Raw genomic sequence first — 26,185 nt, 5'->3', positions numbered from 1 at the left:
CCGAGTTGGCCCGAAACGGCCTACGGGTTCGGACCGCGGGTCGGCGTGAACTCCACCGGCAACGTCCGCAGCCCGCGCATGATGAGACCTCCGCGCCACCTCAAATCGGCCGAATCCACCGCGAGTCGGAGGTCGGGGAGCCGGGTCAGGAGGGTGGCGAGCGCCGTCTGCCCCTCCAGCCGGGCCAGCGGGGCGCCGAGGCAGTAGTGGATGCCGTGCCCGTAGCCGAGGTGCTGATTGTCACGGCGGGACAGGTCGAGGGTGTCGGGCTCGGCGAACCGCTCAGGGTCCCGGTCCGCCGCCGCGAGGACGACGAGCACGGGGTCTCCGGGGGCGATCCGCTGCCCGCCGACGGTGAGCGGCTCGGTCGCGAAGCGCCAGGTCGCCAGCTCCACGGGGCCGTCGTAGCGCAGGAGTTCCTCGACGCCGGTCTCCAGCAGCGCGTTCTCGCCCGCGGCCAGCGAATCCTGGAGGCGGGCACGCTGGCCGGGGTGGGTGAGCAGGGCGTAGGTGCCGTTGCCGATGAGGTTGACGGTCGTCTCGAAGCCCGCGAACAACAGGATGAACGCCATCGCGGCGGCCTCGTTCTCGGTGAGGTGCTCACCGTGGTCGGAGGCGCGGATGAGACCCGAGATGAGGTCCTCGCCGGGGGCGGGTTCGGCCGGCAGGGCCTCACGCTTGCGGTGGATCAGCTCCAGCAGATAGCCGCGCATCTTCTTCACCGACCGCGCGACCCCGCCCCGGGGCCCGCCACCGTGCCGGATCATCATCCCCGCCCAGTCGCGGAAGTCGTCCTGGTCCTCGCGGGGGACGCCGAGCAGGTCGCAGATGGCGTAGATGGGGAGCGGGAACGCGAAGTCGTGGATGAGGTCGGCGCTCCCCTCCCGGGCGAAGCGGTCGATCAGCTGATCCGTCAGTTCCTGGACCCGCGGCGCGAACTCGGCGACCCGGCGCGGGGTGAACGCCTTGCTCACCAGGCGGCGCAGCCGGGTGTGGTCCGGCGGGTCGATGTTGAGCAGATGGGTCATCAGCTCCGCCTTGCGCTCCCCCGGGATCCCCGTCTTGCCCTTGGCGTGCGCGGGCTCGTCGTGGTGCGCGGGGTTCTTGCTGAGCCGCTGGTCGGCGAGCGCCTGCTTGGCGTCGGCGTACCGCGTGACCAGCCAGGCCTCCACCCCGCTCGGCAGCCTCGTCCGGTGCACGGGCGCGTGCTCGCGGAGCCAGGCGTAGGCGGGGTAGGGGTCGGTGGCGAACTCCCAGGTGAAGAGTTCGGGGGCGGTGGGGGTGCCGGCGGCGATTCCCTCGGTGGCGGGGGTGCCGGGCGCGGTCGCCTCGGCGGGGGCGGTGGGCTCGGCGGGTGCGGTCGCCTCGGCAGTGGTGGCGTCGGCAGTGGTGGTGTCGGTGGGCTCGGCGGGGGGCTGGTGGGTCACCCGGCGACGTTATCCCGGGCTAGGCGGTGTGCCCCTCGGCGGCCAGGACGGCGTCACGGTAGGCGCGGGCCGCGCTGCGCAGGGCCGCCTCCGGGTCGACGCCGGCCTCTTCCGCTCGCACGGCGAGCGCGAGCAGGTCGTAGCCGATGCCGTGCGCGCCGGGCAGCGGGACGTCGAGGCCCGCCGTGCGTACCCGGGAGGACAGCTTCGCGGCGAGGGCGAGAGCGGGCTGGCCCAGCGGGATGCCCTCGGTGACGGAGGTGCGGCGCTTCTCCACGGCCTTGGTGCGCAGCCAGTGCTCCTTGACCTCCTCGGGGGTGGTGGCGGTGGCGTCGCCGAAGACGTGCGGATGGCGGTGGATCAGCTTGGCGACGATGCCGCCGGCGACGTCGTCGACGGAGAAGGGGGCGTCCGGGTCCTCCTCGGCGATACGGGCGTGGAAGACGACCTGGAGGAGGACGTCGCCGAGTTCCTCACGGAGTTCGTCGCGGTCGCCGTCCTCGATGGCCTCGACGAGTTCGTAGGCCTCCTCGATGCCGTACTTGGCCAGGCCCTTGTGGGTCTGCTGCGAGGACCAGGGGCATTCGGCGCGGATGCGGTCCATGACCTGGACGAGGTCGAGGAGCCGGGCGCCGGGGAGGTCGTAGGAGGCGGGGAGGAGTTCCAGCTCGGGCATGGCCGTGCGGCCCGAGCCGGCGAGACGGGCGAGGCCGTCGGTGAGCGCGGGGTCGCCCTCGCCGGTGGCGACGACCACGGCGGTGCGTCCGCCCGCGCAGTACGCCACCAGTTCCTCGGCGCTCGGCGACGCCTCGTCCACCGCGGTGCCCGCCTCGCGCAGATACGGGAGCTGCGGGTGGGCGCCGTCCGCGCACAGCACCCGGTCGGCGGCGTGCAGCGCCTGCCACGCGGGCCAGGACAGCAGGCCGGGCGCGACGCGGTGGCTGGTGGTCAGCAGGACGATGCGGCCGGTGGCGGCCTCGGGGCTGGTTGCGTTCACGGTCCGAACGTAACCCACCGCGCCGACAGGGCCTGAGTTGTCCACAGGGCGGGCGGACGGGCCTGTGGACGGGGGCGGTGCACGGTCGTCCACAGGTTGGGGATCGGGGGCGGTGCACGGTCGTCCACAGGTCGGGGATCGGGGGCGGTGCCGTACCGTTCCGCCGCCCCCGGCGTGCCGCCTCAGGTCGTCTGCTGGGTTCCCGACGCCGTGACCTCGCGCACCCACGGGGTCTTCGCGTCGACGCGGCTGCTCTTCTCCACGTCCCAGCTGCCGTAGCGGGGGTTGAGGTCGACGTCGAGTTCCTTGGACGCCTTGGAGAGCGCGGCCCAGAAGGCGGGCTGGCTGGTGTCGGTGCCGAGGACGGCGGCGAGCTTCTGGGCCTCCAGCTGGAGGCGGAGGTTCTCGTCGAGGCGCTCGGGGGCGATGCCGTACTGCTGGAGCCAGGCCGACTTGAGCGCCTTGGAGCCGCCCGCCTGCTGCTCCAGGCCCGTGCGCATGGCCTGGATCTCCTTGCGGGTGACGGTGATGCCCGCGTCCTCGGCGGCGCGGTGCAGCACCCGGTCCAGGACCATGCCGTGCAGGGTGTCGCGCGCGAGGGTGCCGGTCTTGGCGATGGCCTGCGTGTACTGGGCGTCGTCCGGTACCGCGGCACGCTGGGCCTCGCGCACCTCGTTCACCCGGGTCTCCAGTTGCGCGACGGTGATGCGCTGACCGCCGACGACGGCCGCCGCACCGGGATGCGCGTCGTTCGCGCAGGCGGTGAGGAGCGGGGCCGCGGCGATCGCGGCGGAGAGGAGGAGCGCGGTGCGACGACGGCGGTGCAAGGAAACCTCCCGAGGAGAGCTTGTGCGGCGGTGCACAAAGTCCTGCGGTGATCGATGGTAGGCAGTGGGCGGGCTGTGGCCAACCCATTCGACCAACGATTCACCAGGACTTCGGGCACCGCCGCGCCTCAGCCGCGCACCTGCCCCAGCCACTCCAGGGTGCGCCTGACCTCCGCCGCGAGCGGATGTCCCGGGCCGTGCAGGCGTTCGACGTCGTGGACGAGCCGGACCAGCGTGTCGCGGGCCGCGGCCCGGTCGCCGAGGGCGAGCAGGAGAAGACCGATGCGGCGGCGGACGTCATGGGCGAGGTCCAGGTCGCCGGAGACGTACTGGTTCTCGTAGTACGGCAGCAGCGCGCGGTACTCGGCGAGGGCCGCCGCGGGTTCGCCGAGCTGCTCCAGACACAGGGCGGCGTCATGGCGGAAGCGCAGGGACTGGGGGTCGGCGTGACCGGCCTCGGCGGCGCGTTCGTCGGCGAGACGGCGCAGTTCGGGCAGCGCGCGCCGGTACTGGCCGTCGTCCATGAGGGTCGCGGCGTACTGCTTGCGCAGGGTGCGCACGACCGGGGAGTGCTCGCCATGCTGTTCGGCGGCGGCGGGCAGGATCGCGCCGAGGATGTCGACGGCCTGGGTGATGCGCCCCTCGCCGAGCAGCCGCTTGACCTCGTCGACGGCGCGCGCGACGTCCGGCTTCTCGGCGGCGGGTGCGACCGGGGTGGCGGGGGCGGGCTGGGGCGCGGGGGTGCGGGCGCGGTCCGGCCAGGGGGCGTGCGGGCGCAGGAAGGGGCGCGTGGGGTCCAGAGGCGCTCCGGTGGGCGTCCCGCGCGCGGGCAGGAGCGTCTCCAGGTGCTCATACACCTCCTGCGCGGACGCGGGACGGTGCTGCGGGTCCTTCGCGAGCAGGCGCAGCACGAGCGCTTCGAGCGCCTCGGGCACCTCGGGGCGGATGCGGCGCACGGGCACCGGGGGCTCGTACAGGTGCCGGTGCAGCACGCCGAGCGCCGTCGAGCCGGAGAACGGGACGTCTCCGCTGAGGAGTTCGTGCAGCAGGACACCGAGGGCGTACAGGTCGGTGTACGGGCCGACGGCACCGCCCATGGCCTGCTCGGGCGCCATGTAGGCGGGCGAGCCGATGGGCGACCCGGTGTGGGTCAGGCGGGTGGTGTCGGTGTCCATGACCGACGCGACGCCGAGGTCGAGGACGGTGACGGTGCCGTCCTGCTTCACCATCACGTTGCGCGGCTTGAGGTCGCGGTGGACGATCGGCACGGCGTGCACGGCGCTGAGCACGGCGCACAGCTGCGCGGCGACGGCGACCGCCCAGGGCCACGGGTACGGGTCGTGCTCGGCGAGGTGGTCGGAGAGGTCCGCGCCGTCGACGTACTGCATGACGAGGAACAGTTCCTCGCCCTCGCTGCCCGCGTCGTGCACGGTGACCAGGCCCGGGTGGTCTACCTGGGCGGTGACCCGGCACTCGCGGACGAAGCGGCGGCGCAGTTCCTCGGCCTCCTGGCCCGCGACCTTGTCGGGGCGCAACAGCTTCACCGCCACGCGCCGGTCGAGCCGTCCGTCGTACGCCGTCCAGACCTGGCCCATGCCGCCCTGCCCGATGAGCGTGGACAGTTCATAGCGGCCGGCGACGACACGTCCTGTCGTCACGGTCACCTTCCGCCCTCGTGGTTGCCGTCGTGCCGGCGCAGGTAGTCGCTGAGTTCGTCGAGTTCGGCGCGCACCTGGTCGATGCGGGCGGGGGCGGGGCGCTGCGGCGGCGGGGGCGTGACGGGCGCCTGGTGGGGCGCGGGGGGTACGTCCGCGCGCGGGGTGTGCGGCTGGGGCGGCATGGGCGCCGGGGTCTGCGGCACGGTCGTCGCGTTGTACGGCGTGTGCGGCTGCGGGTAGCCGTACGCCGGGGCGTGGGCCTGGCCGCCGTAGACGGCGCCGTAGCGGAGCTGGTGGAAGTGGCGTACGTCCGCGGCGAGGTAGTACGCGATCGCGCCGACCAGCGTGCCGAACAGCAGGGCCATGCCCGTCCAGCCGCCCGTGGTGTGGATCTCGTCGCCGGGTTCGGTGCCCACCAGGAAGAGCGCGAGCGCGAGGGTGACGAGGGAGGCTCCGAACAGGATCCAGTCGAGGGTCCTGCGGGTCACCACCGCGAGGCGCAGCAGCATGGCCCACGACAGCAGGCCGATGGTGAAGATCGCCAGCACCACGAACAGCACGCGCAGGAAGACCAACCATGCCGTGGGCGGTGGTTGCTTCGACGGCTGCGTGTAGCCGTGGCCATGCATGACAGCTCCTGGTGCCTGAGGTGGGCGTACTAGGCGAGCGTATAGGCCGACAACCGCGTGCGGTCCTGGGTTGTACCGAACTGTTGTCGGGCCGATCTCCTCGTACGGCGGCGCAGGTCACGGCGGAGACACGGAAGCCTGCCTTCCGGTCAGTCGGGGGCGACCGTGCCGTCGGTGAGTCCGTCGTACATCCCGCGCACGAGTTGCTGCCCGAGCCGGCCCGCGCGCCGCAGCGCCTGCTCGAACTCGTCGAGGGCGCGGAAGCGCGCGCCGTAGCGCCGTTGTTCGTCGAGCGGGAGCCGGGGCAGCTGGAGACGGCGCACGTCGAGGCGGGTCGCGGTGGAGGCGTAGCTGCTGGCCTGACGGTTGTTGGCGGTGCCGCGCAGGAAGCCGGCGAGGAACCAGGGGTCGAGCGCGGCGCGTTCGGGGCGCAGCAGCACGAGGTTGCGCCCCAGGGCGGCGCCCCCCGTCGCGTCGTCGATCACGCGCGCCACCGAACCGCCGCCGAGCACGGGCACGACGACATCGCCCGGTTCGACGAGCACCGCCTCCTCGTCGCTCTCGGGAAGCGTGCCGGAGGGCGCGGTGCCGGCGAGGACGTCGTGGTCGGTGAGGACGGGCACGCGCGCGGGGCCGCCGTTTCCGCCGGTGCGCATCAGCAGGGCTCCCCCGCGCGCGAGTTCGCCGATGGTGGTGAGGGGCCAGCGCGCGGCGTGCGCGAGGTCGGCGGGTGCCGGAGTGAGGTCCGCGGTCAGGCGCAGGGTCTCGCCGAGGCGCTCGCGCATCTCCGTGAGCGCCTGCGCGCCGTCGGCGACCGCCGGGGGCGGGAGGTGCCGGGCGGGCGCGAGGTCCACGTCGTCGTCGAGGAGGTCGATGACCGGCAGGGCGCGCGCGAGTCCGGGGCGCTCGGTCAGGGTGCCGGTGCGGTCGAAGGCGCTCCAGGCGTCCACGACGGCCTCTTTGACGGCCCGCCAGTCCGGGCCGCCGCGCCCCTCGGTGGCGAACTGCCCGGTGTCGACGAGCAGCAGCTCGGGCTGCGCGGGCGCCTTCTCCGGCCGTCGCAGCACCCACAGGTGCAGCGGGATGTTGTAGGGGGGCGCGGCGCCCACGGGCAACGCGACCACCGCGCGCAGTGCGCCCCGGCGCAGCAGATCGGCGCGGATACGGCGCCCTGAGCGGCGCGAGGCGGCGGCGGGCGGCATCAGCAGGACGGCCGTGCCGCCGTCCTTGAGGCGGGCCAGCGCGTGCTGCACCCAGGCCAGCTCGGACTCGGTGCGGGCGGGGAAGCCGTACTCCCAGCGCGGGTCGTAGGCGAGTTCGTCGTGGCCCCAGTTGCGTTCGTTGAACGGCGGGTGGCAGAGGACGGCGTCGGCGCGCAGGCGTGGGAAGGCGTCCGCGCGCAGGGAGTCGCCGCCCGCGCCGTGCACGCCGGAGCGCGCGTGCAGGGCGAGCCGCAGCGCGGTGAGGGCGGCGAGGTCGGGCGCGCTGTCCTGGGCGTACAGCTCCTGGTCCGCGCGGGCGGTGACGGCGCGCAGCAGGGCGCCGGTGCCGCAGGCCGGGTCGAGGACGGTGCGGGCGGGGCCGGCGAGGGTGGCCATGAGCCGGGCGAGTTCGGCGGGCGTGAGCGTGTACTGCCGCGGGTTGGCGTCGAGGTGACGGCCGAGCAGGAACTCGAAGGTCTGCCGGGCGCCCGTCTCGGCGGCGAGCTCGGCGGCGCCGCGCAGGAGGGGCACGGAGGGCGCGAGGTGTGCGCCGGTGGGCGTGGGCACGGCGGAGTGCGCGGGCGTGGGCGCGGACGGGTCGGCGCCGCTGTGAACACCCCCGTCCCGCGCGCCGGCGGGCTCGGTCCGCTCCGGTCCGAAGCGCGCGGTGAGCACGTCCTTCAGCGCGCCCGGGAGCGTCTCCGCCAGCCGGGCGTCGGAGCCCGCGCTCACGTCCAGCCACACGGTGGGGCGGTCGTGGATCAGCAGGAGCAGGCAGCCGGCGTGGGTGAGCGCGGCGACCGGGCCCTCGGGGTGGCCGGCGAGCTGCTGCCAGACGCGTTCACGGAGCGGGACCTCGGCGAGTTTGCCCTGCTCGCGCAGCCATGCCTCGACCTCGGCGAGAGCGAAGGACGGGCTGGTCTCGGTGCCGCCGACCGGCTTGGGGAAGTCGGCGTGACGGCGCCGCCAGTTGCTGACGGCCGCGCGGCCGACCCCGGCGAGCCGCGCGATCCCGGCGGCGGTCACCTCTGTCGCGTTGTCCTGCACCGGCCCGCTCCCCTCGTCACCCCTGCGCTCCGCGTGTGACGCCGAGCATAACGCCGTACGCAAGATCTACCCCTTCACGCACGTGTACACAACCATGCCCGTGAATCGTGTTGACTCGGTTCACACAGCATGCTCTTATTGACCCAGCGAACGAGCGTCGGCCGAGCAGAGGCCGTCGCCGTACGGGGAGGGGACAGATTCATGGGCATGAAGGGCAAGATCGCACTCGGGGCCGTGGTCGGGATCGTCGTCATCGGCGCCGTGTCGGCGAACTCCGGCGACGGCGACAGCGGCTCCGACGGAAGCGGCAAGAGCTCTTCGGCGTCCGGGCAGACGAAGAGCGGGGGCGAGAAGGAGCCGGCGAAGGCCGCCGAGGAGAAGAAGGCGGCGTTCGACGGCGACGGCGAGTTCCAGGTCGGCACGGACGTGAAGCCCGGCACCTACCGCACCACCGGCAACACCGACGGCATGTGCTACTGGGAGCGCGCCAAGGACGCCTCCGGCGAGATGGACTCGCTCCTGGCCAACGACAACGTCACCGGCACCAGCTACGTCACCGTCAAGGCCACCGACAAGCTCTTCAAGTCGAGTGACTGCAACGACTGGGAGGCCGTCGGCACCAAGGCCGAGGGCGGCTCACCCGCCACCGGGGCGAGCGGCGACGCCGGAATGCTGAGAGTCGGCGTGGACATCGCCCCCGGCACCTACCGGTCCGCCGGCAACGAGGACGACATGTGCTACTGGGAGCGCACCAAGGACGCCGAGCACGGCCTCGACTCGATCATCGCCAACAACAACGTGACCGGTTCCGCCGTCGTCACCATCAGCGCCTCGGACGCCTACTTCAAGACCACCGGCTGCTCGGACTGGAAGAAGTCCGGCTGACACCGGCCCGGCCCGCAGCGCCGTACCACCTCATCACCTCATCACCTCAGACACGGGGGAATCACCATGCGTCGCACCACGCTCGCCGCTCTCTGCCTGGCCACCGCGGCCACCGTCGGCCTCACCGCCTGCCAGTCCGGACAGACGGACGGCTCCCGCAAGAGCGACGGCAAGCCGGGCGGGAGCGCCACGTCCAGTCCGCTGAGCAAGGAGAAGGAAGCGTTCGCCGGACTCACCGGCGCCGAGATCATGGACCGGGCCACCAAGGCCACCACCGGCGCCTCGTCGCTGCGCATGACCGGCGACGTCCCCGACGACGAATCCGGCGGCACCATCACCATCGACATGGCCCTCGACAAGAAGGGCGACTGCGCCGGCACCATGAGCTTCAGCGGCCAGGGCGAGGCCGAACTCATCAAGACCGGCGACACCGTCTACATGAAGTACGACGAGAAGTTCCTGCGCGCCCAGAGCAAGGGCGAGCCCGCGGCGGACGTGGACGCGGCCGTCTCCCTGCTCGCCGGGAAGTGGACCAAGATGTCCGCGAAGGGCGAGGACGCCCAGGACATCGCGGGCTTCTGCGACCTGGACACGGTGCTCGGCGACGCCGAGGACACCGCGTCGGACGCCCGGCGCGGCGAGACGGCCACCGTCGACGGCACCCCCGCGATCGTCCTGCACGAACAGGACGGCAAGGACCGTCTGAAGGTGTACGTCGCCACCGAGGGCGAGCCCTATGTCCTGCGCGTGGACAGCGAGTCCGCGAAGGACCCGGGCTCCCTCACCCTCAGCGACTTCGGGAAGCCCGTCCCGGCCCACAAGCCGAGCGGTGACGTCCTCGACCTCGACGCCCTGGGCGGATGACCGGCTCCCGGCAGCCCGCGGCCCGCCGCAACGGGCCGTGGGCCGTGCTCGTGACCGTGCTCAGCCGCCGCACTGCTTGAGCATCGTCTCCTTGTCCGCCGAGGTGACGGGAAGGTCGTACTTCAGCGCCACCTGCGCGAAGCGCACCGCGTACGAGCAGCGGATGACCTTGCTTGGGGGCAGCCAGGACGCGGGGCCGGAGTCGCTCTTGGAACCGTTGGTCGGGCCGTCGACCGGGATCAGGTTGAGCGGGTCGTTGGCTATGTCCTCGCGCTTGCCCTTGTCCCAGCGGGAGGCGCCCATCTGCCAGTCGTAGGACAGCGGCATGACGTGGTCGATCTGCACCGTCGTGGCACGGGACTTGACCCAGTCGATCTCCTTTCCGGTGTACGGGTCCGCCAGGGTCATGGAGGCGACGACGCAGTCCGAGCCGGACCGGAAGCGGACGTCCTCCCCGTCCCGCTTGAGCAGGTCGTTGCGGGTGTCGCAGCCGTTGCGCGAGAAGGGGATGCCGCCGGGGGCGTTGTCCTTCCAGGCGTAGCCGAACTCGTCGCGGTCGTAGCCCGTCTTGGGGCCGCGGCCCTTGGTCTCCACCTTCTCGATCACTTCGCGGGCACGCGCCCGGTCGGCGTCCGTGGTGATGGCGGCGAGGCCGGGCTTGGTCCCGTCCGGGTTGTCCAAGGGGCTCACGGCGCGGCCTGATCCGACGGCCGGTCCCGCGCCGGACGGCTCGCCGTCCGTCGGCAGATCGACGCCTTCGCACCCGGCGAGCAGACCTCCCAGGACGACCATGCCGATCATCGCCGCGGCGCCCGCCGCCCCACCCCTCCGACGCATCACGGTGCGCCCCTCCCCTTGTTCCCTTGTTCCGCCCCGCTCAGCGGGGCCGTGCCAGCTCTCACCGTAGCGGCGGAGAGGTCCAGACCATATAGGGCCTCAAGGGGCATACCTCGCGAGTCGGGCGTATCGTCGGTTCGAGTCACCTCCGGAAGGAGCTCTGGATGGGCATCTTCGACAGGTTCAAGAGCAACCGCCAGATGCAGGACAAGGCCAAGAGCATGTCCGACATGGCGGAGAAGAAGGTCAACGAGAAGACGGGCAACAAGTACGAGAGCCAGGTCGACGACGCGCAGCAGAAGATCGAGGGCGCGATGGGCATGAACCGCGACAAGCCCGAACAGCCGTAGCCCTCAGGCCCACGGAGGAACCCACCTTCGGCCCGAGGCCGTCCCCGGAGGCCAGTCCTCCGGGGGCGGCCTCACCTGTTCCGCGCACCGCCGGGAGCCGCGGGCCACGAGCCACGGCTCTTCCGTGCCGGCCTCCGTCTCAGACCTTGCCTATGCCCAGCGTCGTCTCCGAGGGGAGCAGGCCGGAGGAGAGCACCGCCACCCAGTAGTCGCCGACGAGTTCGACGAGCCGGTCGGTGCCGGCGTGCCCGAGCACCCGCCAGGGCCGGGCGGCGAGCCGGTCGGTGTCCTGCTCGACGCGGCGGCGCAGGGCGTGCCCCTCCTCCGTGGCCGTCCCGTCCGGGTGGAGCAGTCCCCGGGCGGCCAGGCGGTCGCGCGCGGCGTCCCATTCCGTCGCGCTCCAGCCCCGGCTCTCGAACCGTTCGACGGACGCGGCGCCTATGCCCGCGAAGGAGACGAGCGACTCGACGGGGCCGAGGCCGGCGGTCAGCAGCGCGGCGAGATGGCCGTCGCCACGGTGTTCGCGCAGGATCGTCGCCGCCTGCCAGAGCTGGAGGTGGGGCGCCGTCGGCCAGGCCTGCTCGGCGTTGGCCGCGGCCAGCGGGCGTCCCGCGGTGTCCACCGCCTCCGCGGCGCGCCGGGCGAGGGCGGCGGCCTCGGCGAGTCCGGGAGCGTCGACGCGGTCGCCGAGTATCGCGCGGTACGCCCGGTCGATCCCCCGCAGCCGCGCCGCCAGCACCTCCTCGGGGCTCGCGACGGTCCACGCCGCCTCCATGTGCTCGGCGACCATGCGCGGGCTGAAGCTGTAGAAGGCCGAGGCCACCCGCCCGGCGCCCACCGCGCCCAACGGTGCCGCGCGGAGGGGGAAGTAGCTGGGCCAGCGGTCCTTCGTGCCGTAGCCGAGCGCCGCCGCCTCCTCGAAGACCTCGGGCGCGTAGTACAGCACCGCGTGCAGCGGTTCCAGCAGATGCCAGAGCTGGCGCACCCGGGCCGGCTCCACGTCGGCCTCGCCTCCCGGCGCGCCCCCACCGTCGTACTCGGACATGACGTACCCCCTCGTCGCCGTGCGCGGACCTCCACCCAACTTGACACTGACTAGATTGCCCGCCCGGCCGCAACTTGTCAATGCCTAGATTGTGCGTACGCTGAACCGCATGGCCCCCACCGATACGCCCGCGGCCCAGCGGCGCTCCTACCACCACGGCGATCTGCGGCGCGCGATCCTCGCCGCCGCGCTGGACGTCATCGGCGCGGACGGGCCGGCCGCGCTCAGCCTGCGCGACCTCGCCCGCCGGGCCGGTGTCTCGCACGCCGCGCCCGCCCACCACTTCAAGGACCGCGCCGGGCTGCTCACGGCGATCGCCGCGGAGGGGTTCGGGCTGCTCGCGACCACGATCGGCGAGGCCGCGGACCTCAAGGACGCCGGGGTGCGCTACGTCCGGTTCGCCCGTGAGCACCCCGCGCACTTCCAGGTGATGTTCGCCCCCGAGCTGCTGCGCCCCGACGACCTGGAACTCGTCACGGCCCGCGCCCTCGCCACCGACGCCCTGCGCGGTGCGGTCGCCCCGGTCCGCGCCGAGGAGTACGGCGTCGACACCCGCCTCGCCGGGATCGCCGCCTGGTCCCTCGCCCACGGCTTCGCCACGCTGCTGCTGAGCCGCAACCTGGACGGGGCGGTGGGCGAGCGGGACCCCGAGGAGGTGTTCCGGACGCTGGCGGCGACCCTGTTCGGGCGGCCCTGAGGGCACGGGCCACGGCCCGCACCCTCACCGCCCCGGGGAGACCGGCACCCGGCGAAACCGGGGCCCCGCCGTCAGGACCCCAGGACCGACGCCAGGAACTCGCCCACCCAGCTCAGCAGTTCCCGTCCGACCAGCGGCTTCCCGCCGACCTTCGCGGTCTTCGGACGGGGCACCAGGATCTGGTGGGCGGCCGGCTTGATGACCGTGCCCGGGTACAGCCGCTTGAGGCGCAGCTCCTGCGACTCCCGCAACTCCACCGGCGCGAAGCGGATGTTGGTGCCCTGGAGGACGATCTCGCCGACGCCGCACGCGCGGGCGAGCATGCGCAGGCCCGCGACCAGGAGGAGGTTCTCCACCGGCTCGGGCAGCTTGCCGTAGCGGTCGACGAGTTCCTCGCGCACGGCCTTGATGTCCTCCTCGGTGTTCGCGGAGGCGATCGAGCGGTACGCCTGGAGGCGCAGCCGCTCGCCGGGGGCGTAGTCGTGGGGGACGTGGGCGTCGACGGGCAGCTCGATCTTGACCTCCAGCGGCGGCTCCTCCTCCACGCCGCCCTCCAGCGAGGCCCGGTAGTCGGCGACCGCCTCGCCGACCATGCGGACGTAGAGGTCGAAGCCGACGCCCGCGATGTGACCGGACTGTTCGCCGCCGAGGAGGTTGCCCGCGCCGCGGATCTCCAGGTCCTTCATGGCGACGTACATGCCCGCGCCCATCTCGGTGTGCTGGGCGATCGTGGCCAGCCGCTCGTGGGCCGTCTCCGTCAGCGGCTTCTCCGGCGGGTACAGGAAGTAGGCGTAGCCGCGCTCCCGGCCGCGGCCCACCCGGCCGCGCAGCTGGTGGAGCTGGGACAGGCCGAAGTTGTCGCCGCGTTCCACGATCAGGGTGTTCGCGTTGGAGATGTCGATGCCGGACTCGACGATCGTCGTCGAGACGAGGACGTCGAACTTCTTCTCCCAGAAGTCGACGACGACCTGTTCCAGGGCCGACTCCGACATCTGGCCGTGGGCGGTCGCGATACGCGCCTCGGGGACGATCTCGCGCAGCCGGGCCGCCGCGCGGTCGATCGACTCGACACGGTTGTGGATGTAGAAGACCTGGCCCTCGCGCAGGAGTTCACGGCGGATCGCGGCGCCGATCTGCTTCTCCTCGTAGGGGCCGACGAAGGTGAGCACCGGGTGGCGCTCCTCCGGGGGCGTGGTGATCGTCGACATCTCGCGGATGCCCGTGACGGCCATTTCGAGCGTCCTGGGGATGGGCGTGGCCGACATGGTCAGGACGTCGACGTTGGCCCGCAGCTTCTTCAGCTGCTCCTTGTGCTCGACGCCGAAGCGCTGCTCCTCGTCGACGATGACCAGGCCGAGGTCCTTGAACTTGGTCTCGGAGGAGAACAGGCGGTGGGTGCCGATGACGACGTCCACCGACCCCTCCTTGAGGCCCTCCAGCACGGCCTTGGCCTCCGTGTCGGTCTGGAAGCGGCTCAGCGCGCGGACGTTGACCGGGAACTGCGAGTAGCGCTCGCTGAACGTCCCGAAGTGCTGCTGCACCAGCAGGGTCGTCGGCACCAGCACGGCGACCTGCTTGCCGTCCTGGACCGCCTTGAACGCGGCGCGGACGGCGATCTCCGTCTTGCCGTAGCCGACGTCGCCGCAGATCAGCCGGTCCATCGGGACCGACTTCTCCATGTCGTCCTTGACCTCGGCGATGGTGGTGAGCTGGTCGGGGGTCTCCGCGTACGGGAAGGCGTCCTCCAGCTCGCGCTGCCAGGGGGTGTCCGAGCCGAAGGCGTGGCCGGGGGCGGCCATGCGCGCGCTGTACAGCTTGATGAGGTCCGCGGCGATCTCCTTGACCGCCTTCTTCGCGCGGGCCTTCGTCTTGGTCCAGTCGGCGCCGCCGAGGCGGTGCAGGGTGGGGGCCTCGCCACCGACGTACTTGGTGATCTGTTCGAGCTGGTCGGTGGGGATGTACAGGCGGTCGCCGGGCTGGCCGCGCTTGGCGGGGGCGTACTCGACGACGAGGTACTCGCGTGTGGCGCCCTGGACGGTGCGCTGGACCATCTCGATGTAGCGGCCGACGCCGTGCTGCTCGTGGACGATGTAGTCGCCCGTCTCCAGCGTGAGCGGGTCGATCGTCTTGCGGCGGCGGGCCGGCATCCGGGCGCCGTCCTTGCCGGCGGCCTTCTGCCCGGTCAGGTCGGTCTCGGTGAGGACGGCGAGCCTGAGGGCGGGGTCGACGAAGCCGTAGTCGATGGAACCGCACGCGACATGGACGACGGAGGGGGCGATCTCGCCCAGTTCCACGTCCAGGCGGGCGGCGATGCCCTCCCCGCCGAGCACCTCCACGGTGCGGGCGGCGGGGCCGTGGCCCTCGGTCACGAAGACCGTGCGCCAGCCGTCAGCGAGCCAGCCCTTGGTGTCGGCGAGGGCCCGCGCGGTGTCGCCGCGGTAGGTCTCCGGGGCGTGCATCGCGAGCTTGAGGGTGTCGGCGTCCAGGTCGAGGTCGGCGGCGAACGGCGACACCGACCACCACATCATCTCCAGCTCGCGCGCCCGGTCCCGGACATCCGCGATGGACCACAGGGAGGCCGCGCCGACGTCGATGGGGGCCTCGCCGCCGCCCGCCGTGGCCGCCCAGGACGCCTGGAGGAACTCCTGGGAGGTGGCCACCAGGTCGGCGGCGCGCGTGCGGACCCGCTCCGGGTCGCAGACGACGGCCATGGAGCCCTGCGGCAGGACGTCGAGCAGCAGCTCCATGTCGTCGACGAGCACCGGGGCGAGGGACTCCATGCCCTCCACGGCGATCCCCTCGGCGATCTTGCCGAGCAGTTCGCCGAGCTCCGGATGCTGTTCGGCGAGGGCACGCGCACGCGTGCGGACGTCGTCGGTGAGGAGCAGTTCGCGGCAGGGCGGCGCCCACAGGCCGTGCTCGGCGACTTCCAGGGAGCGCTGGTCGGCGACCTTGAAGTAGCGGATCTCCTCGACGTCGTCGCCCCAGAACTCGATGCGGAGGGGGTGCTCCTCCGTGGGCGGGAAGACGTCCAGGATGCCGCCGCGCACGGCGAACTCGCCGCGCTTCTCGACGAGCTCCACGCGCGCGTAGGCGGCGGCGCCGAGCGCGTCCACCACCTGGTTCAGGTCCGCGGTCCCGCCGCTCCTGAGGGCCACCGGCTCCAGGTCGCCGAGCCCCTTGACCTGCGGCTGGAGCACCGATCGCACAGGGGCCACGACCACCGAGACGCGACCCGTCTCCGGGTCGTCCTCGCGCGGGTGGGCCAGGCGGCGCAGGACGGCGAGACGGCGGCCCACGGTGTCGCTGCGCGGGCTGAGGCGCTCGTGCGGGAGCGTCTCCCACGAGGGGTACTCCACGACGCCCGCGGGGGGCAGCAGCGAGCGCAGGGCCGCCGCCAGGTCCTCCGCCTCGCGGCCCGTCGCCGTCACCGCGAGGACGGGGCGGGAGGCCTCCCGCGCGAGAGCGGCGATCGCCAGGGGGCGGGCCGCCGGGGGGCCGACCAGGTCGACGTGCATCCGGTTGCCGTCGGCGGCCGCGGTGATCGCTTCCGCGAGGGCGGTGTCCTTGACTACGGCGTCGAGCAGACCGTGCAGGCTCATGGAGGGGGCGCTTCCGTCCTGGGTGGCGGGGCTGGCAGGGGGGTGGGCAACGCGAAGGGCCCGACGCGGTGACCGGCCGGGGGGTCTCCAGCGTACGTCGGCGCTGCCGCGCTTGCCGGGGGCTGTGGACAACCCCCGGGTGCGGTGGGGCCGGGGTGGGCGGCGGCCGTGGGGTCCGGGTGGCCCTTTCCCGCCCCCGCCGCCCGTCCCGTTCCCGTCCCCTGGGGACTGCCGCCCCCGGACCCCGCTGTCGGCCCCGAACAGGCCTCGTCCTCAAGCGCCGGACGGCCTGAAGGGAGCGAGCGCGCGCAAAAGACCCGGCGCCGAGAAGTCCCCCGTGACTTCTCGGCGCCGGGCGCCCGTTCCCCCGTCGGATCGGCTATTCCGTAGCGATCGCGTTCAGCACGTTCATCCGGCCCGCGCGGAACGCCGGGATCAGGGCGGCGAAGAGGCCCACGAAGGCCGAGCCGATGAAGACCGCGGCGATGGTCGGCCACGGGATCTCCAGGACCTTGAGGCCCTCCAGGGCGAGCAGCTTCTGGGCGGTGGCGCCCCAGCCCATGCCCAGGCCGAGGCCGAGCAGCGCGCCGAAGAGGGCGATGACGACCGACTCCATGCGGATCATGCGGCGCAGCTGGCGGCGCGAGAGGCCGATGGCCCGCATCAGACCGATCTCCCGGGTCCGCTCGACCACCGACAGCGCCAGGGTGTTCACGACACCCAGGATGGCGACGATGATCGCGAGGCCCAGCAGGCCGTAGATCATGTTGAGGAGCTGGCCGATCTGGTCCTTGAGGGCTTCCTTGTAGTCGGTCTGGTCCCGGACGCTGTACTGCGGGTAGTCGTGCAGCGCCGACTTCAGCGACGTGTACGCGGCGTCCTGCTTGCCGTCCTCGGCGCTGGCGAAGACCAGCTGGTCCAGGGGCATCTTGTCGGCCGGGACGTACTTGGCGAGCGTCGCGATCGAGATGTACTTGGAGCCGGCGTCGATCACCACGTCGCTGCTGGTGATGGCGCGGACGGTCAGGTTCGCCGTGGCGCCGTCCTTGAAGGCGACCTTGATCGTGGAGCCCAGGTGGATGCCGTGGGCCTCGGCGAACTTCTCGTGGACGGACATCGAGTCGGGCTTGTAGGCGTCGGCGAGGTTGCCGGCGACCGTCTCCGTGCGCAGGTCCGTCGCGTAGGACGGGTCGGCGGCGGTGATGTCGGTGTCCTTGAGGGTCTTGCCGTCAGGGGTGGTGTAGTCGGCCTCGGTGATCTTGTACTCGGTGACCCCGGAGAGACCGGGGGTGTCCTTGACGGCCTTCACGGCGGCCGGCGTGATCATCTGCCCGCTGTCGGACTGGATGATGAAGTCCGTGCCGACGGTCTTGTCGAGCTGGTCCGTCGCGGAGGCCACCATGGACGAGCCGACGACCGAGAGGCAGGCGACGAGCGCGAGGCCGATCATCAGGGCGGCGCCCGTGGCACCGGTACGGCGCGGGTTGCGCAGCGCGTTGCGTTCGGCCATGCGCCCGACGGGGCCGAAGACCCGCAGGACGACGGCGCCCAGGACCCGCACCACGCCACCGGCGAGCAGCGGGCCGATCACGACGAAGCCGATGAGCGAGAGGACCACGCCGAGGCCGAGCCACAGGGAGCCGTCCTTGGCCTTGTCGGCGGACGCGGCCAGATAGAGCGCGTAGCCGCCGCCCGCGGTCAGCAGCGTGCCGAGGACGGCGCGGACGGCTCCGGCCCGGGCGTCGGCGGGAGCGCCGGCGTCCCTGAGGGCGGCCATGGGCGAGACCTTGCCCGCGCGGCGGGCCGGGAGCCAGGCGGCGAGCACGGTGACGACCACGCCCAGCACCAGGCCGACCACGGGGGTCGTCCAGGCGACCGTGAGGTCCTGGGTGGAGAGTTCCATGCCCATGGAGCCCATGATCTTCATCAGGCCGATGGCGAGCCCGACGCCCGCGCCGACGCCGAGGACGGAGCCGAACGTGCCCAGGAGCAGGGCCTCCACCAGCACCGACCGGTTGACCTGCTTGCGGGAGGAGCCGATGGCCCGCATGAGGCCGATCTCGCGGGTGCGCTGGGCGACCAGCATCGAGAAGGTGTTGATGATCAGGAAGATGCCGACGAGGAAGGCGATCCCGGCGAAGCCGAGCATCGCGTACTTCATGACGTTCATGAAGCCCTCGACGTCCTTCTGGTTGGCGTCGGCCGTCTCCTTGGCGGTCTGGACCTTGTAGTCGCCGCCGGTCGCGGCGAGGACGTTCTTCTTGAGCTGCGCGTCGGTGGTGCCGGCGGCGGCCGTGACGTTGACGTTGGTGAAGACACCGCTCTCGCCGACGAGCGTCTCCTGGGCCGTCTTCGTGTCCAGGTAGAAGATGGCCGCGCCGGGGTTGGTGACCTGGAAGTCGGCGATGCCGGAGATCTTCGCGGTGTGCGTGCCCACGGCGCTGATCACGCCGAGCTCGTCACCGAGCTTCAGGTGGTGCTTGTCGGCGGTGTCGGCGTCGACCATCACCTGGTCCGGGCCCTTGGGCGCGGCACCGGAGGTGATCTCCATGGTGCGGGCGTCGTTGCCGTTCCAGCTGCCGACGATGGTCGGGGCGCCGCTGGACGGCGACAGACTGTCCTTGTCGGCGTCCACGACGGTCACGGAGGTCGAGAAGACGGTCCCCTCGGCCGACTTCACGCCCTGCGCGCCCCGCACCTCGCCGACGACGGAGGCGGGTATGACGGGCGGCTTGCCGGTGTCGGAGGTCGTCTCGCCGCTGTCGGAGGCGCCCTTGGCGCTCACCGTGACATCGGAGGACGTGGCCGCGAAGAGCTTGTCGAAGGTGGTGTTCATGGTGTCCGTGAAGACCAGCGTCCCGCAGACGAAGGCCACCGACAGCAGGACGGCTATGGCCGACAGGGCCATGCGTCCCTTGTGCGCGAAGAAGTTGCGCATCGAGGTCTTCATGACGGTCATGACGTACGCCCCCGCGCGTCGAAGTCCTTCATGCGGTCCAGGACGGCGTCCGCGGTCGGCTTGTACATCTCGTCGACGATCCGGCCGTCGGCGAGGTACAGGACACGGTCCGCGTAGGAGGCGGCGACCGGGTCGTGCGTGACCATCACGATGGTCTGGCCGAGGTCGTCCACCGAGCGGCGCAGGAAGCCCAGGACCTCGGCGCCCGCGCGCGAGTCGAGGTTTCCGGTGGGCTCGTCACCGAAGATGATCTCCGGGCGGGCGGCGAGGGCGCGGGCCACGGCGACGCGCTGCTGCTGGCCGCCGGAGAGCTGGGTGGGCCGGTGCTTGAGCCGGTCGGACAGTCCGACCGTCTCGACGACCCGCGCGAGCCACTCCTTGTCGGGCTTGCGCCCGGCGATGTCCATGGGGAGCGTGATGTTCTCGATCGCGTTCAGCGTCGGGAGCAGGTTGAACGCCTGGAAGATGAACCCGATCCGGTCCCGGCGCAGCCGCGTGAGCTTCTTGTCCTTCAGCCCGGTGATCTCGGTCTCGTCCAGGTGGATCTGACCGCTCGTCACGGTGTCGAGTCCGGCGAGGCAGTGCATGAGGGTGGACTTGCCGGACCCCGAGGGGCCCATGATCGCGGTGAACTGCCCGCGTGCGATGTCCACGTCCACGTGATCGAGGGCGACGACGCGGGTCTCACCGGACCCGTACGCCTTCACGACCTGCCGCGCCCGCGCGGCAACGGCCGTAGTCCCTCCAGTACCCCCGTGCCTGGTGATGGTCACAGCCGATGTCACGGTAATTCTCCTATGTCGGTCAGCAGATGGGTCGGATGCTGCGGTGGGTCAGGTACTGCGGTAGGTCGCGCGCCGAGCCGGAACACGTGATGCGGTGGGTCGTGCGCTGCGGTACGTCGTCGAGTCTGGTGCCGGAAGGGGGTCCCGCGCGCTGGTGCGCAGCGCAGTCTTGTGCGGGGGAAAACCCCACCCCCGTGAGGCCGGTCAGCCGCCCCCCAGCGGCATAAAGCCAGGTTAAGGACGACCCTGGCCCCTTCTCCTCCTCCAGGGGTACGAACCCTCCCCGAGCCCTGGTGAGGAGCTACCCCTAGGGGCGGTCCACCCCCGGGTGGACCCGATCTAGGGGTCGGCTCCACCCGGCGGTCCCGCTCCGGCCCGCTCAGCCTGGCCCCTGCCGCGACGTGAGGGTCAAGTGAGAAGGTGTTCGGCGGCAGATAGATGCAGGGGGAAAGGAATCCCGTGGATCAGGGGGACCCCGTGGACCAGGGGGAGAACAAGGCGGACTCCGGCATAGACACCGGGCCGCCGGACCCCGCGACGGCCCCACGCGCGCGGGGCGCCGTCGTGGCCGCGCTGATGCTCGCGATGGCCCTGGCCGCGCTGGACTCCACGATCGTGTCGACGGCCGTCCCGCAGATCGTCGGCGACCTCGGCGGCTTCTCGGTCTTCTCCTGGCTGTTCTCCGGCTATCTGCTGGCCGTGACGGTGACGCTCCCGGTCTACGGCAAGCTGTCCGACACCTTCGGCCGCAAGCCGGTGCTGATCGCGGGCTCCGCGCTGTTCCTACTGGGCTCGCTGCTGTGCGCGGTGGCGTGGAACATGGGCGCGCTCATCGCCTTCCGGATCGTCCAGGGCCTCGGCGGCGGGGCTCTCCAGGGCACCGTCCAGACGCTCGCCGCGGACCTGTACCCGCTCAAGGAGCGCCCGAAGATCCAGTCCAAGCTCTCCACGGTCTGGGCGGTCTCCGCGGTCGCGGGACCGGGCGTGGGCGGCCTGCTGGCGGCGTACGCGGGCTGGCGCTGGATCTTCCTCGTCAACCTCCCCGTCGGCGCCGTGGCGCTGTGGCTGATCGTCCGTCATCTCCACGAGCCGCGGCGCGAGAAGCCCGCCACGCGCGCGCGGGTCGACTGGGCGGGCGCCCTCGCGGTGTTCGCGTGCGGCGGCGTCCTGCTGACGGCCCTGGTCCAGGGCGGCGTCGCCTGGCCGTGGCTGTCGGCGCCCTCGCTCGCCCTGTTCGCCGCGGGACTCGCGCTCGCCGGGGTCGTCGTCCTGGTCGAGCGGCGCGCCGCCGAGCCGATCATCCCGGGCTGGGTGTGGCGGCGCAGGACCATCGCGGCGGTCAACCTGGCCCTCGGCGCCCTGGGCCTGCTCATGGTGGCCCCGACGGTCTTCCTGCCGACGTACGCCCAGTCGGTCCTCGGACTCGCCCCGGTGGCGGCCGGGTTCGTGCTCACCGTGTGGACGCTGAGCTGGCCGGTGTCCGCCGCGCTCAGTCAGCACGTGTACCGGCGCATCGGCTTCCGCAACACGGCGATGCTCGGCATGGGCGCGGCGTCCCTGCTGCTGGTGTCCTTCCCCCTGCTGCCCTACCCCGGCGAGGCCTGGCAGCCCACCCTCCTGATGCTGGGCCTCGGCGCCGCCCTGGGCCTGTTCCAGCTGCCGCTGATCGTGGGCGTGCAGTCGACGGTCGTCTGGGAGGAACGCGGTACGACGACGGCGTCCGTCCTCTTCTGCCGCCAGACCGGACAGACCGTGGGCGCGGCCCTGTTCGGCGCCGTCGCCAACGGGGTGCTCGCCTCGCGGCTGGGCGGGGCCGGCGACCTGGACTCCGTCACGCGCGCGATGGACACCGCGGGCGGCTCCGAGACGCTGCGGCGGGCCGTCGCGGACGCCGTCCACGCCGTGTACCTGGGGGCGGCGGGCGCGGCGGCGCTGGCGTTCCTGGTGCTGCTGCTCCTGGCGCCGCGGAAATTCCCGGTGATCCAGGACCGGTGACTGCGTAGGGTGCCGCCCATGGTGAGGCTGGAACGGCTCAGGGCCGATCACGCGGAGGCGGTGCTGGCCTTCGAGCGGGAGAACCGGGAGTACTTCGCGCGTTCGGTGTCCGACCGCGGGGACGCGTTCTTCGCCGGGTTCTTCGACCTCCACCGCGAGCGGCTGGCCGAACAGGACGCCGGGGTCTGCCACTTCCACGTGGTGACGGACGAACAGGGGCGCCTGCTCGGGCGCGTGAACCTGGTCGACGTCACCGACGGCGGCGCCGAGCTGGGGTACCGGATCGCCGAACGGGCGGCGGGCCGCGGGGTGGCCACGGAGGCGGTCGCCGAGGTCTGCCGGCTGGCGGGGACGGCGTACGCGCTGACGTCGCTCGGCGCGGTCGCCGCCCTCGACAACACCGGCTCCCGGCGCGTGCTCGAACGCAACGCGTTCACCTCCGTCGGCCACGAGATCCTCGTCGGCCGTCCCGCCCTGCGCTACCGGCGCGCGCTCCAGGCGCCCTGACGCGGGGTCACTCGGCGGGTGCCCGGCCCGTCAGAGAGGTCAGGCTGCTGCGCACGTGGTCCATGTGGGCGCGCACCTCGTCCCAGCGCTCCCCGTGCTCGCGCAGCACGCGCTCGGTGTCGCGGGCGACGCGCTCCTCGCGGACGTGCGCCTCGGCGACGACCTCGGCGGCACGCGCGCGTGCCTCCTCCTGACGGCGGCGGGTGGAGTCCTCCGCGTCGGCGAACGCCTGCTTGGCGTCGGACAGCGCGGCCTCCGCGCGGGCGACCCGCTCGGCATGGCGGGCGTCGAACGCGGCGGCGCGTTCGGTCTCCTCGCGCTCCGCGGCGGCCCAGCGCTCCGTGTGCTCCCTGGCCTGTTCGGCGAGCATGCCGGTGGTGCGCTGCCGCACCTCGCGCAGCGCTTCGAGCGCCTCCGTGCGCCCCTCCTTCACCTCACGCCGGGCGAGGACCCGTACCTCGTCCGCCTCGGCGCGCGCGGCCAGCAGCCGCTGCCGCGCCCGCTCCTCCGCATCGGCGCGTACGGAGTCGGCGTGCGCCTGTGCCGCGTCGTGCACGCTGTTCGCGCGCGCCTGCGCCGCCTTCGCGAGGCGCTGCGCCTCGTCCTGCGCGCCGTCGCGCACGGCGGCGGCCTCCTCGCCACCGAGCTCGAAGATCCGGCGCGCCCGCTCCCCGAGGACCTCGTACGTCTGTGGGCCGAGCCGTGCGACGGCCTCGCGCAGACCCGCGAGCTCCGCCTCCATCTCCCTGGCGAGCACGGTGAGCCGGGCGGCGCGTTCCCAGGAGGCGTCGCGGTCCTCGGAGAGCGCCGCGAGGAACGCGTCGACCCGTTCGGGACGGTAGCCACGCTTTCGAACGGCCACGAAGCCGTGGGACGAGGCAGATGTGCCGCTCATCCGGGAACCCCTCTCCATCGAAAGGACGCGAAATGATGATTTCGCGCACATCTTGATGTATCGGGGATAAGAGTGCATAACGCGACACTCCGCAGGTAGGTCACGGCCGCACGCTCCCGGACAGCACGAAGGCGGGTCCGGTCGTCCGACCGGACCCGCCTCTCGTCAGCGCCTACGACGTCCCGCGCGCTACAGCAGGCCGTCCCACATCTGCTCCAGCAGCACCGACCACCAGCTCTCGGGCGAACCGAGTGCGGCCGGGTCGAGCGAGGCCAACTGGGCCTGGAAATCGACCGTCCAGCGGCCCGCCTGCTCCTGGTTGAGACCGAAGCGCAGCCGCCACATCCGCCCGAGGAGGGCGAGGCAGCGCTGGAACTCGGGCAGACCCGTGTTCACGAACTGCGGCGGCACGGCGCCTCCGCCGGGCCCCGCCTCCACCGGCACGGCGACGATGTTCGCGGTGCCGTACTGCACGCAGATCGCCTTGCCGAAGTCGCTGCCCATGACGAGGTACGAGCCGGCGTCCGGGGCGGGCTGCACGCCGCGCTCCTGCGCCAGTTCGGCCAGCGTCGGCACCGGGCGACCCGGCTGGGCCTGCGCCCAGAAGAAGGGGCCCATGTCCGCGGGCAGACCCGCCACCACCAGCGAGTGCGCCACGACCGGCGGCACACCCTGGCGCGACACCGCGACCTGCTCGAACCGGAAGATCCCCGGCCCGAACGCGCCCGCCAGCTCCTGCGCCACACCCTCCGGCGGGATCGGCGGCGCCGCCTGCACCGGCGGCAGCGGCGCGCGCACCGGCGCCGGGCGCGCGGGGCCGTCGGCCACCTGGTGCAACTCACCCTGATGGGCCAGCAGCTGCTGCATCCCCTGCTGCCGGCTCGCGTGGTCCGTGCCGTACGGCGCGATGCTCGCGAGCCGCGCCTGGGGCCACTGCTCGCGGATCATCCGCGAGCAGTACGCACCCGGCAGCTCGCACGACTCAAGCTCCGTGTGCAGCTCCAGCACCTGGTCCGGCGGCACGTTCATCGCCCGCAGCTCGTGGAAGATCTGCCACTCCGGGTGCGGCGTGCCCGGCGCCGAACGCCGGATCAGCTGCTGCTCGGAGCCGTCCTGCGCGCGGTAGCGCAACACGGCCTGGTAGCCGGGGCCGACGGTCGGCTGCGTCTGCTGCGGATAGCCGTACGCGGGCCCCTGACCCGGCATCGGCTGCGGGGGCGGCGGAGGCTGCATCGCGCCCGGGGGCATACCGGGAACGCCGGGGGCCTGCGGCGGCGGAGGCGCGCCGGGGCCGCCCACGGGGGGCGCGGCCAGCATCGTCTCCGCGTGGTGAACGGCTCCCTGCGCGCCCGGCGCGGGAGGCGTACCCGGGGCGCCCGGAGGCACCGGTGCGCCCGGCGCTCCAGGAACACCCGGGGCGTTCGGCGGCTGCGACGCGCCCCCACCAGGGCCCATGGGCCCCGGGCCCGCCAGCATCGTCGCGGCATGGTGCACCCCACCCGGCGGCGTGCCGGGGGGCTGGGGAGCGCCAGGCGGCGTGGGCGCGCCGGGCGCGCCCGGAACAGGCGGGGCGCCCGGACCGGCAGGCGCGCCCCCCGGTCCGTCGGGCCCGAGCGAGGACACGAGCTGCGTCGGCACATACCCACCGGCCGGCGCACCCGGTACACCGGGCGCCCCAGGTGCACCCGGCACCCCCGGCGCGGGCGGCGCAGGCGGAGGCGTACCCCCCGGCCGCGCGCCCGGCGCGCCAGGCACGCCCGGCGGAGGCGGAGGATTCGCGCCGCCCCGCGCGCGACGCGGCGGCGGCGCGGCCTTGCTCGTCGCGGCGTCGGCGATGTCACCGGCGTGCGCCGCGAGCGGCTGCCCCGGCGCACCGGGACCGCCCGCACCACCGCCCGCACCACCGCCCGCACCACCGGGTGCACCACCCGGCACACCACCGGCACCAGGCACACCGCCGGCCGACGGCGGACCCTGCGGATAGCCATAAGAAGGAGGACCCGGCACGGGCGGCGGCGTACTGCCCTGCGGCCCACCCGGAACCCCCGGCGCACCCGGAACCCCCGGCACACCCTGCGCACCCGGCACGCCCTGCGCGGGCGCCCCCGGCGCATGCGGCGTACCGAGCGCCGGTGACACCGCCGTGGGCGGAAGCTGACTGCCGCCCGACATCAGCGCGGTCTGCGCGTCCGGCGGCGTCGCGTGCGGGGGAAGCTCGTCGTCGGAGCCGCTCAGCGGCGGGGCGAACACGGTCGCGGGCAGCGGGACGGAACGGTCGTCGCCCATGTCGGCGTTGGTGTCCGTGCCGGTCCAGGGGGTGGCCCCGGCGGGCACACCGGGCGCACTGTTCCCGACGGGCGCCCCCGGCGCGGAGACCGGCACCCCGGCCTGCGTCTCGGGCAGAGCCCCCGAAGCAGCCCCGGCCCCGGCACCAGAACCAGCCCCGACCCCAGCAGCAGCCGCAGCCCCGGTCCCGGCACCAGAACCAGCCCCGACTCCGGCACCGGCACCGGTCCCAACGCCAGTCCCGCCAGTCCCGCCAGTCCTGCCGACCCCATCCGTCCCGGCCCCGGTCCGGCGGTCCGGAATCCCCATCTGATCCGCGGCCTCCTGCAACCACTCCGGAGGAGTCAGCAGGAACGAGGTCTGGTTCAGATCGACCCGGGCGGCGGGCGCGGGCGCGTCCGAGACCGCGTCGTCGGCGTCGTCGGGACGCCCGTACTCCTCCTCGTACCGCCGGATCACCTCGCCGACGGGCAGCGCGGGCCACAGGGTGGCCTCACCGCTGTCACGGGCGATGACCAGCCGCTGGGCGCCGCCGTCGGAGCGGGGCCCGTCCGCGCGGTCCTCCGCCCACAGCACGAACCCGAGCTCGAACTCGCGTACCCGCACCTCGCGGTGCTGGTACGACGGCACGTCTCCGTTGATCCACTCTTCGGCGCGCTCCTGCGCCTGTGCGAACGTCACCATCGTCGAA

19 protein-coding genes are annotated in these 26,185 nt (G+C 73.0%); 6 read left to right on the top strand and 13 right to left on the bottom strand.

Annotated features, from left to right (window positions below; translation table 11 throughout):
- Window positions 1-20: 20 nt before the first annotated feature.
- The 6 genes from ACIPSE_RS38310 to ACIPSE_RS38285 all read right to left on the bottom strand — a co-directional run bounded on the left by ACIPSE_RS38310 (window position 21) and on the right by ACIPSE_RS38285 (window position 7,787).
- Window positions 21-1,295 carry a cytochrome P450 gene (locus tag ACIPSE_RS38310; RefSeq protein ID WP_401672558.1) on the bottom strand — a complete coding sequence of 425 codons (1,275 nt, stop codon included), beginning with the start codon at window positions 1,293-1,295 and terminating at the stop codon, window positions 21-23.
- A 151-nt stretch (window positions 1,296-1,446) separates the two neighbouring features.
- Window positions 1,447-2,424 carry a nucleoside triphosphate pyrophosphohydrolase gene (locus ACIPSE_RS38305; RefSeq protein ID WP_401672341.1) on the bottom strand — a complete coding sequence of 326 codons (978 nt, stop codon included), beginning with the start codon at window positions 2,422-2,424 and terminating at the stop codon, window positions 1,447-1,449.
- A 182-nt stretch (window positions 2,425-2,606) separates the two neighbouring features.
- Window positions 2,607-3,251: a SurA N-terminal domain-containing protein gene (locus tag ACIPSE_RS38300; RefSeq protein ID WP_401672338.1), complete on the bottom strand. Its 645-nt coding sequence runs from the start codon at window positions 3,249-3,251 to the stop codon at window positions 2,607-2,609.
- 128 nt (window positions 3,252-3,379) lie between these two features.
- The gene (locus ACIPSE_RS38295) at window positions 3,380-4,873 is read right to left on the bottom strand and encodes a protein kinase (protein ID WP_401672555.1); all 1,494 of its coding nucleotides are present in this window, start codon (window positions 4,871-4,873) and stop codon (window positions 3,380-3,382) included.
- 38 nt (window positions 4,874-4,911) lie between these two features.
- Window positions 4,912-5,538 carry a hypothetical protein gene (locus ACIPSE_RS38290; RefSeq protein WP_401672336.1) on the bottom strand — a complete coding sequence of 209 codons (627 nt, stop codon included), beginning with the start codon at window positions 5,536-5,538 and terminating at the stop codon, window positions 4,912-4,914.
- Between the two features lie 149 nt (window positions 5,539-5,687).
- On the bottom strand, window positions 5,688-7,787 hold the full coding sequence (locus ACIPSE_RS38285; protein WP_401672334.1) for an N-6 DNA methylase: 2,100 nt from the start codon (window positions 7,785-7,787) through the stop codon (window positions 5,688-5,690).
- A 201-nt stretch (window positions 7,788-7,988) separates the two neighbouring features.
- On the opposite strand from ACIPSE_RS38285, the gene ACIPSE_RS38280 reads away from it, so the two are divergent.
- Complete coding sequence (locus tag ACIPSE_RS38280) at window positions 7,989-8,672, top strand: hypothetical protein (protein ID WP_401672331.1); 684 nt, start codon at window positions 7,989-7,991, stop codon at window positions 8,670-8,672.
- Between the two features lie 66 nt (window positions 8,673-8,738).
- The gene (locus tag ACIPSE_RS38275; protein ID WP_401672329.1) at window positions 8,739-9,536 is read left to right on the top strand and encodes a hypothetical protein; all 798 of its coding nucleotides are present in this window, start codon (window positions 8,739-8,741) and stop codon (window positions 9,534-9,536) included.
- 60 nt (window positions 9,537-9,596) lie between these two features.
- Here ACIPSE_RS38275 and ACIPSE_RS38270 read toward each other — a convergent pair whose 3' ends face one another.
- Window positions 9,597-10,373, bottom strand: a complete 777-nt coding sequence (locus tag ACIPSE_RS38270) for an HNH endonuclease family protein (protein WP_401672327.1) — start codon at window positions 10,371-10,373, stop codon at window positions 9,597-9,599.
- Window positions 10,374-10,537: 164 nt separating this feature from the next.
- On the opposite strand from ACIPSE_RS38270, the gene ACIPSE_RS38265 reads away from it, so the two are divergent.
- A complete protein-coding gene (locus ACIPSE_RS38265) occupies window positions 10,538-10,723 on the top strand; it encodes an antitoxin (protein ID WP_401672325.1) in 186 nt (61 codons plus the stop codon).
- Between the two features lie 139 nt (window positions 10,724-10,862).
- On the opposite strand, the gene ACIPSE_RS38260 is transcribed toward ACIPSE_RS38265, so the two are convergent.
- A complete protein-coding gene (locus ACIPSE_RS38260) occupies window positions 10,863-11,768 on the bottom strand; it encodes a hypothetical protein (RefSeq protein ID WP_401672323.1) in 906 nt (301 codons plus the stop codon).
- Between the two features lie 109 nt (window positions 11,769-11,877).
- Between ACIPSE_RS38260 and ACIPSE_RS38255 the strand changes: the two genes are divergently transcribed.
- Window positions 11,878-12,465 (top strand): TetR/AcrR family transcriptional regulator, encoded by a 588-nt coding sequence (locus ACIPSE_RS38255; protein ID WP_401672321.1) that lies wholly within the window; start codon window positions 11,878-11,880, stop codon window positions 12,463-12,465.
- Between the two features lie 71 nt (window positions 12,466-12,536).
- On the opposite strand, the gene mfd is transcribed toward ACIPSE_RS38255, so the two are convergent.
- The 3 genes from mfd to ACIPSE_RS38240 all read right to left on the bottom strand — a co-directional run bounded on the left by mfd (window position 12,537) and on the right by ACIPSE_RS38240 (window position 19,811).
- Entirely contained in the window at window positions 12,537-16,067 is a 3,531-nt protein-coding gene (mfd, locus tag ACIPSE_RS38250; protein WP_401672319.1) for a transcription-repair coupling factor, read from the bottom strand.
- A gap of 379 nt (window positions 16,068-16,446) precedes the next feature.
- Window positions 16,447-19,026: an ABC transporter permease gene (locus ACIPSE_RS38245; RefSeq protein WP_401672316.1), complete on the bottom strand. Its 2,580-nt coding sequence runs from the start codon at window positions 19,024-19,026 to the stop codon at window positions 16,447-16,449.
- Window positions 19,023-19,811: an ABC transporter ATP-binding protein gene (locus ACIPSE_RS38240; RefSeq protein WP_401672314.1), complete on the bottom strand. Its 789-nt coding sequence runs from the start codon at window positions 19,809-19,811 to the stop codon at window positions 19,023-19,025. Before ACIPSE_RS38240 ends, ACIPSE_RS38245 begins: the two co-directional genes overlap by 4 nt.
- 459 nt (window positions 19,812-20,270) lie before the next feature.
- Here ACIPSE_RS38240 and ACIPSE_RS38235 point away from each other — a divergent pair, with 459 nt between their 5' ends.
- Together ACIPSE_RS38235 and ACIPSE_RS38230 are read left to right on the top strand one after the other, a co-directional pair.
- Window positions 20,271-21,806, top strand: a complete 1,536-nt coding sequence (locus ACIPSE_RS38235) for an MFS transporter (protein WP_401672312.1) — start codon at window positions 20,271-20,273, stop codon at window positions 21,804-21,806.
- Between the two features lie 18 nt (window positions 21,807-21,824).
- Window positions 21,825-22,313 carry a GNAT family N-acetyltransferase gene (locus ACIPSE_RS38230; RefSeq protein WP_401672310.1) on the top strand — a complete coding sequence of 163 codons (489 nt, stop codon included), beginning with the start codon at window positions 21,825-21,827 and terminating at the stop codon, window positions 22,311-22,313.
- 7 nt (window positions 22,314-22,320) lie between these two features.
- On the opposite strand, the gene ACIPSE_RS38225 is transcribed toward ACIPSE_RS38230, so the two are convergent.
- Both ACIPSE_RS38225 and ACIPSE_RS38220 read right to left on the bottom strand, forming a co-directional pair.
- Window positions 22,321-23,208 carry a cellulose-binding protein gene (locus ACIPSE_RS38225; RefSeq protein WP_401672308.1) on the bottom strand — a complete coding sequence of 296 codons (888 nt, stop codon included), beginning with the start codon at window positions 23,206-23,208 and terminating at the stop codon, window positions 22,321-22,323.
- Window positions 23,209-23,397: 189 nt separating this feature from the next.
- Complete coding sequence (locus tag ACIPSE_RS38220) at window positions 23,398-26,178, bottom strand: SUKH-4 family immunity protein (protein ID WP_401672305.1); 2,781 nt, start codon at window positions 26,176-26,178, stop codon at window positions 23,398-23,400.
- Between the last annotated feature and the right edge of the window lie 7 nt (window positions 26,179-26,185).

The organism is Streptomyces sp. NPDC090106 (genome assembly GCF_044747265.1).
Lineage (GTDB): Bacteria > Actinomycetota > Actinomycetes > Streptomycetales > Streptomycetaceae > Streptomyces.
Note: the sequence above shows the minus strand (reverse complement) of the source record. Positions and strands in the feature narration are given on the sequence as shown.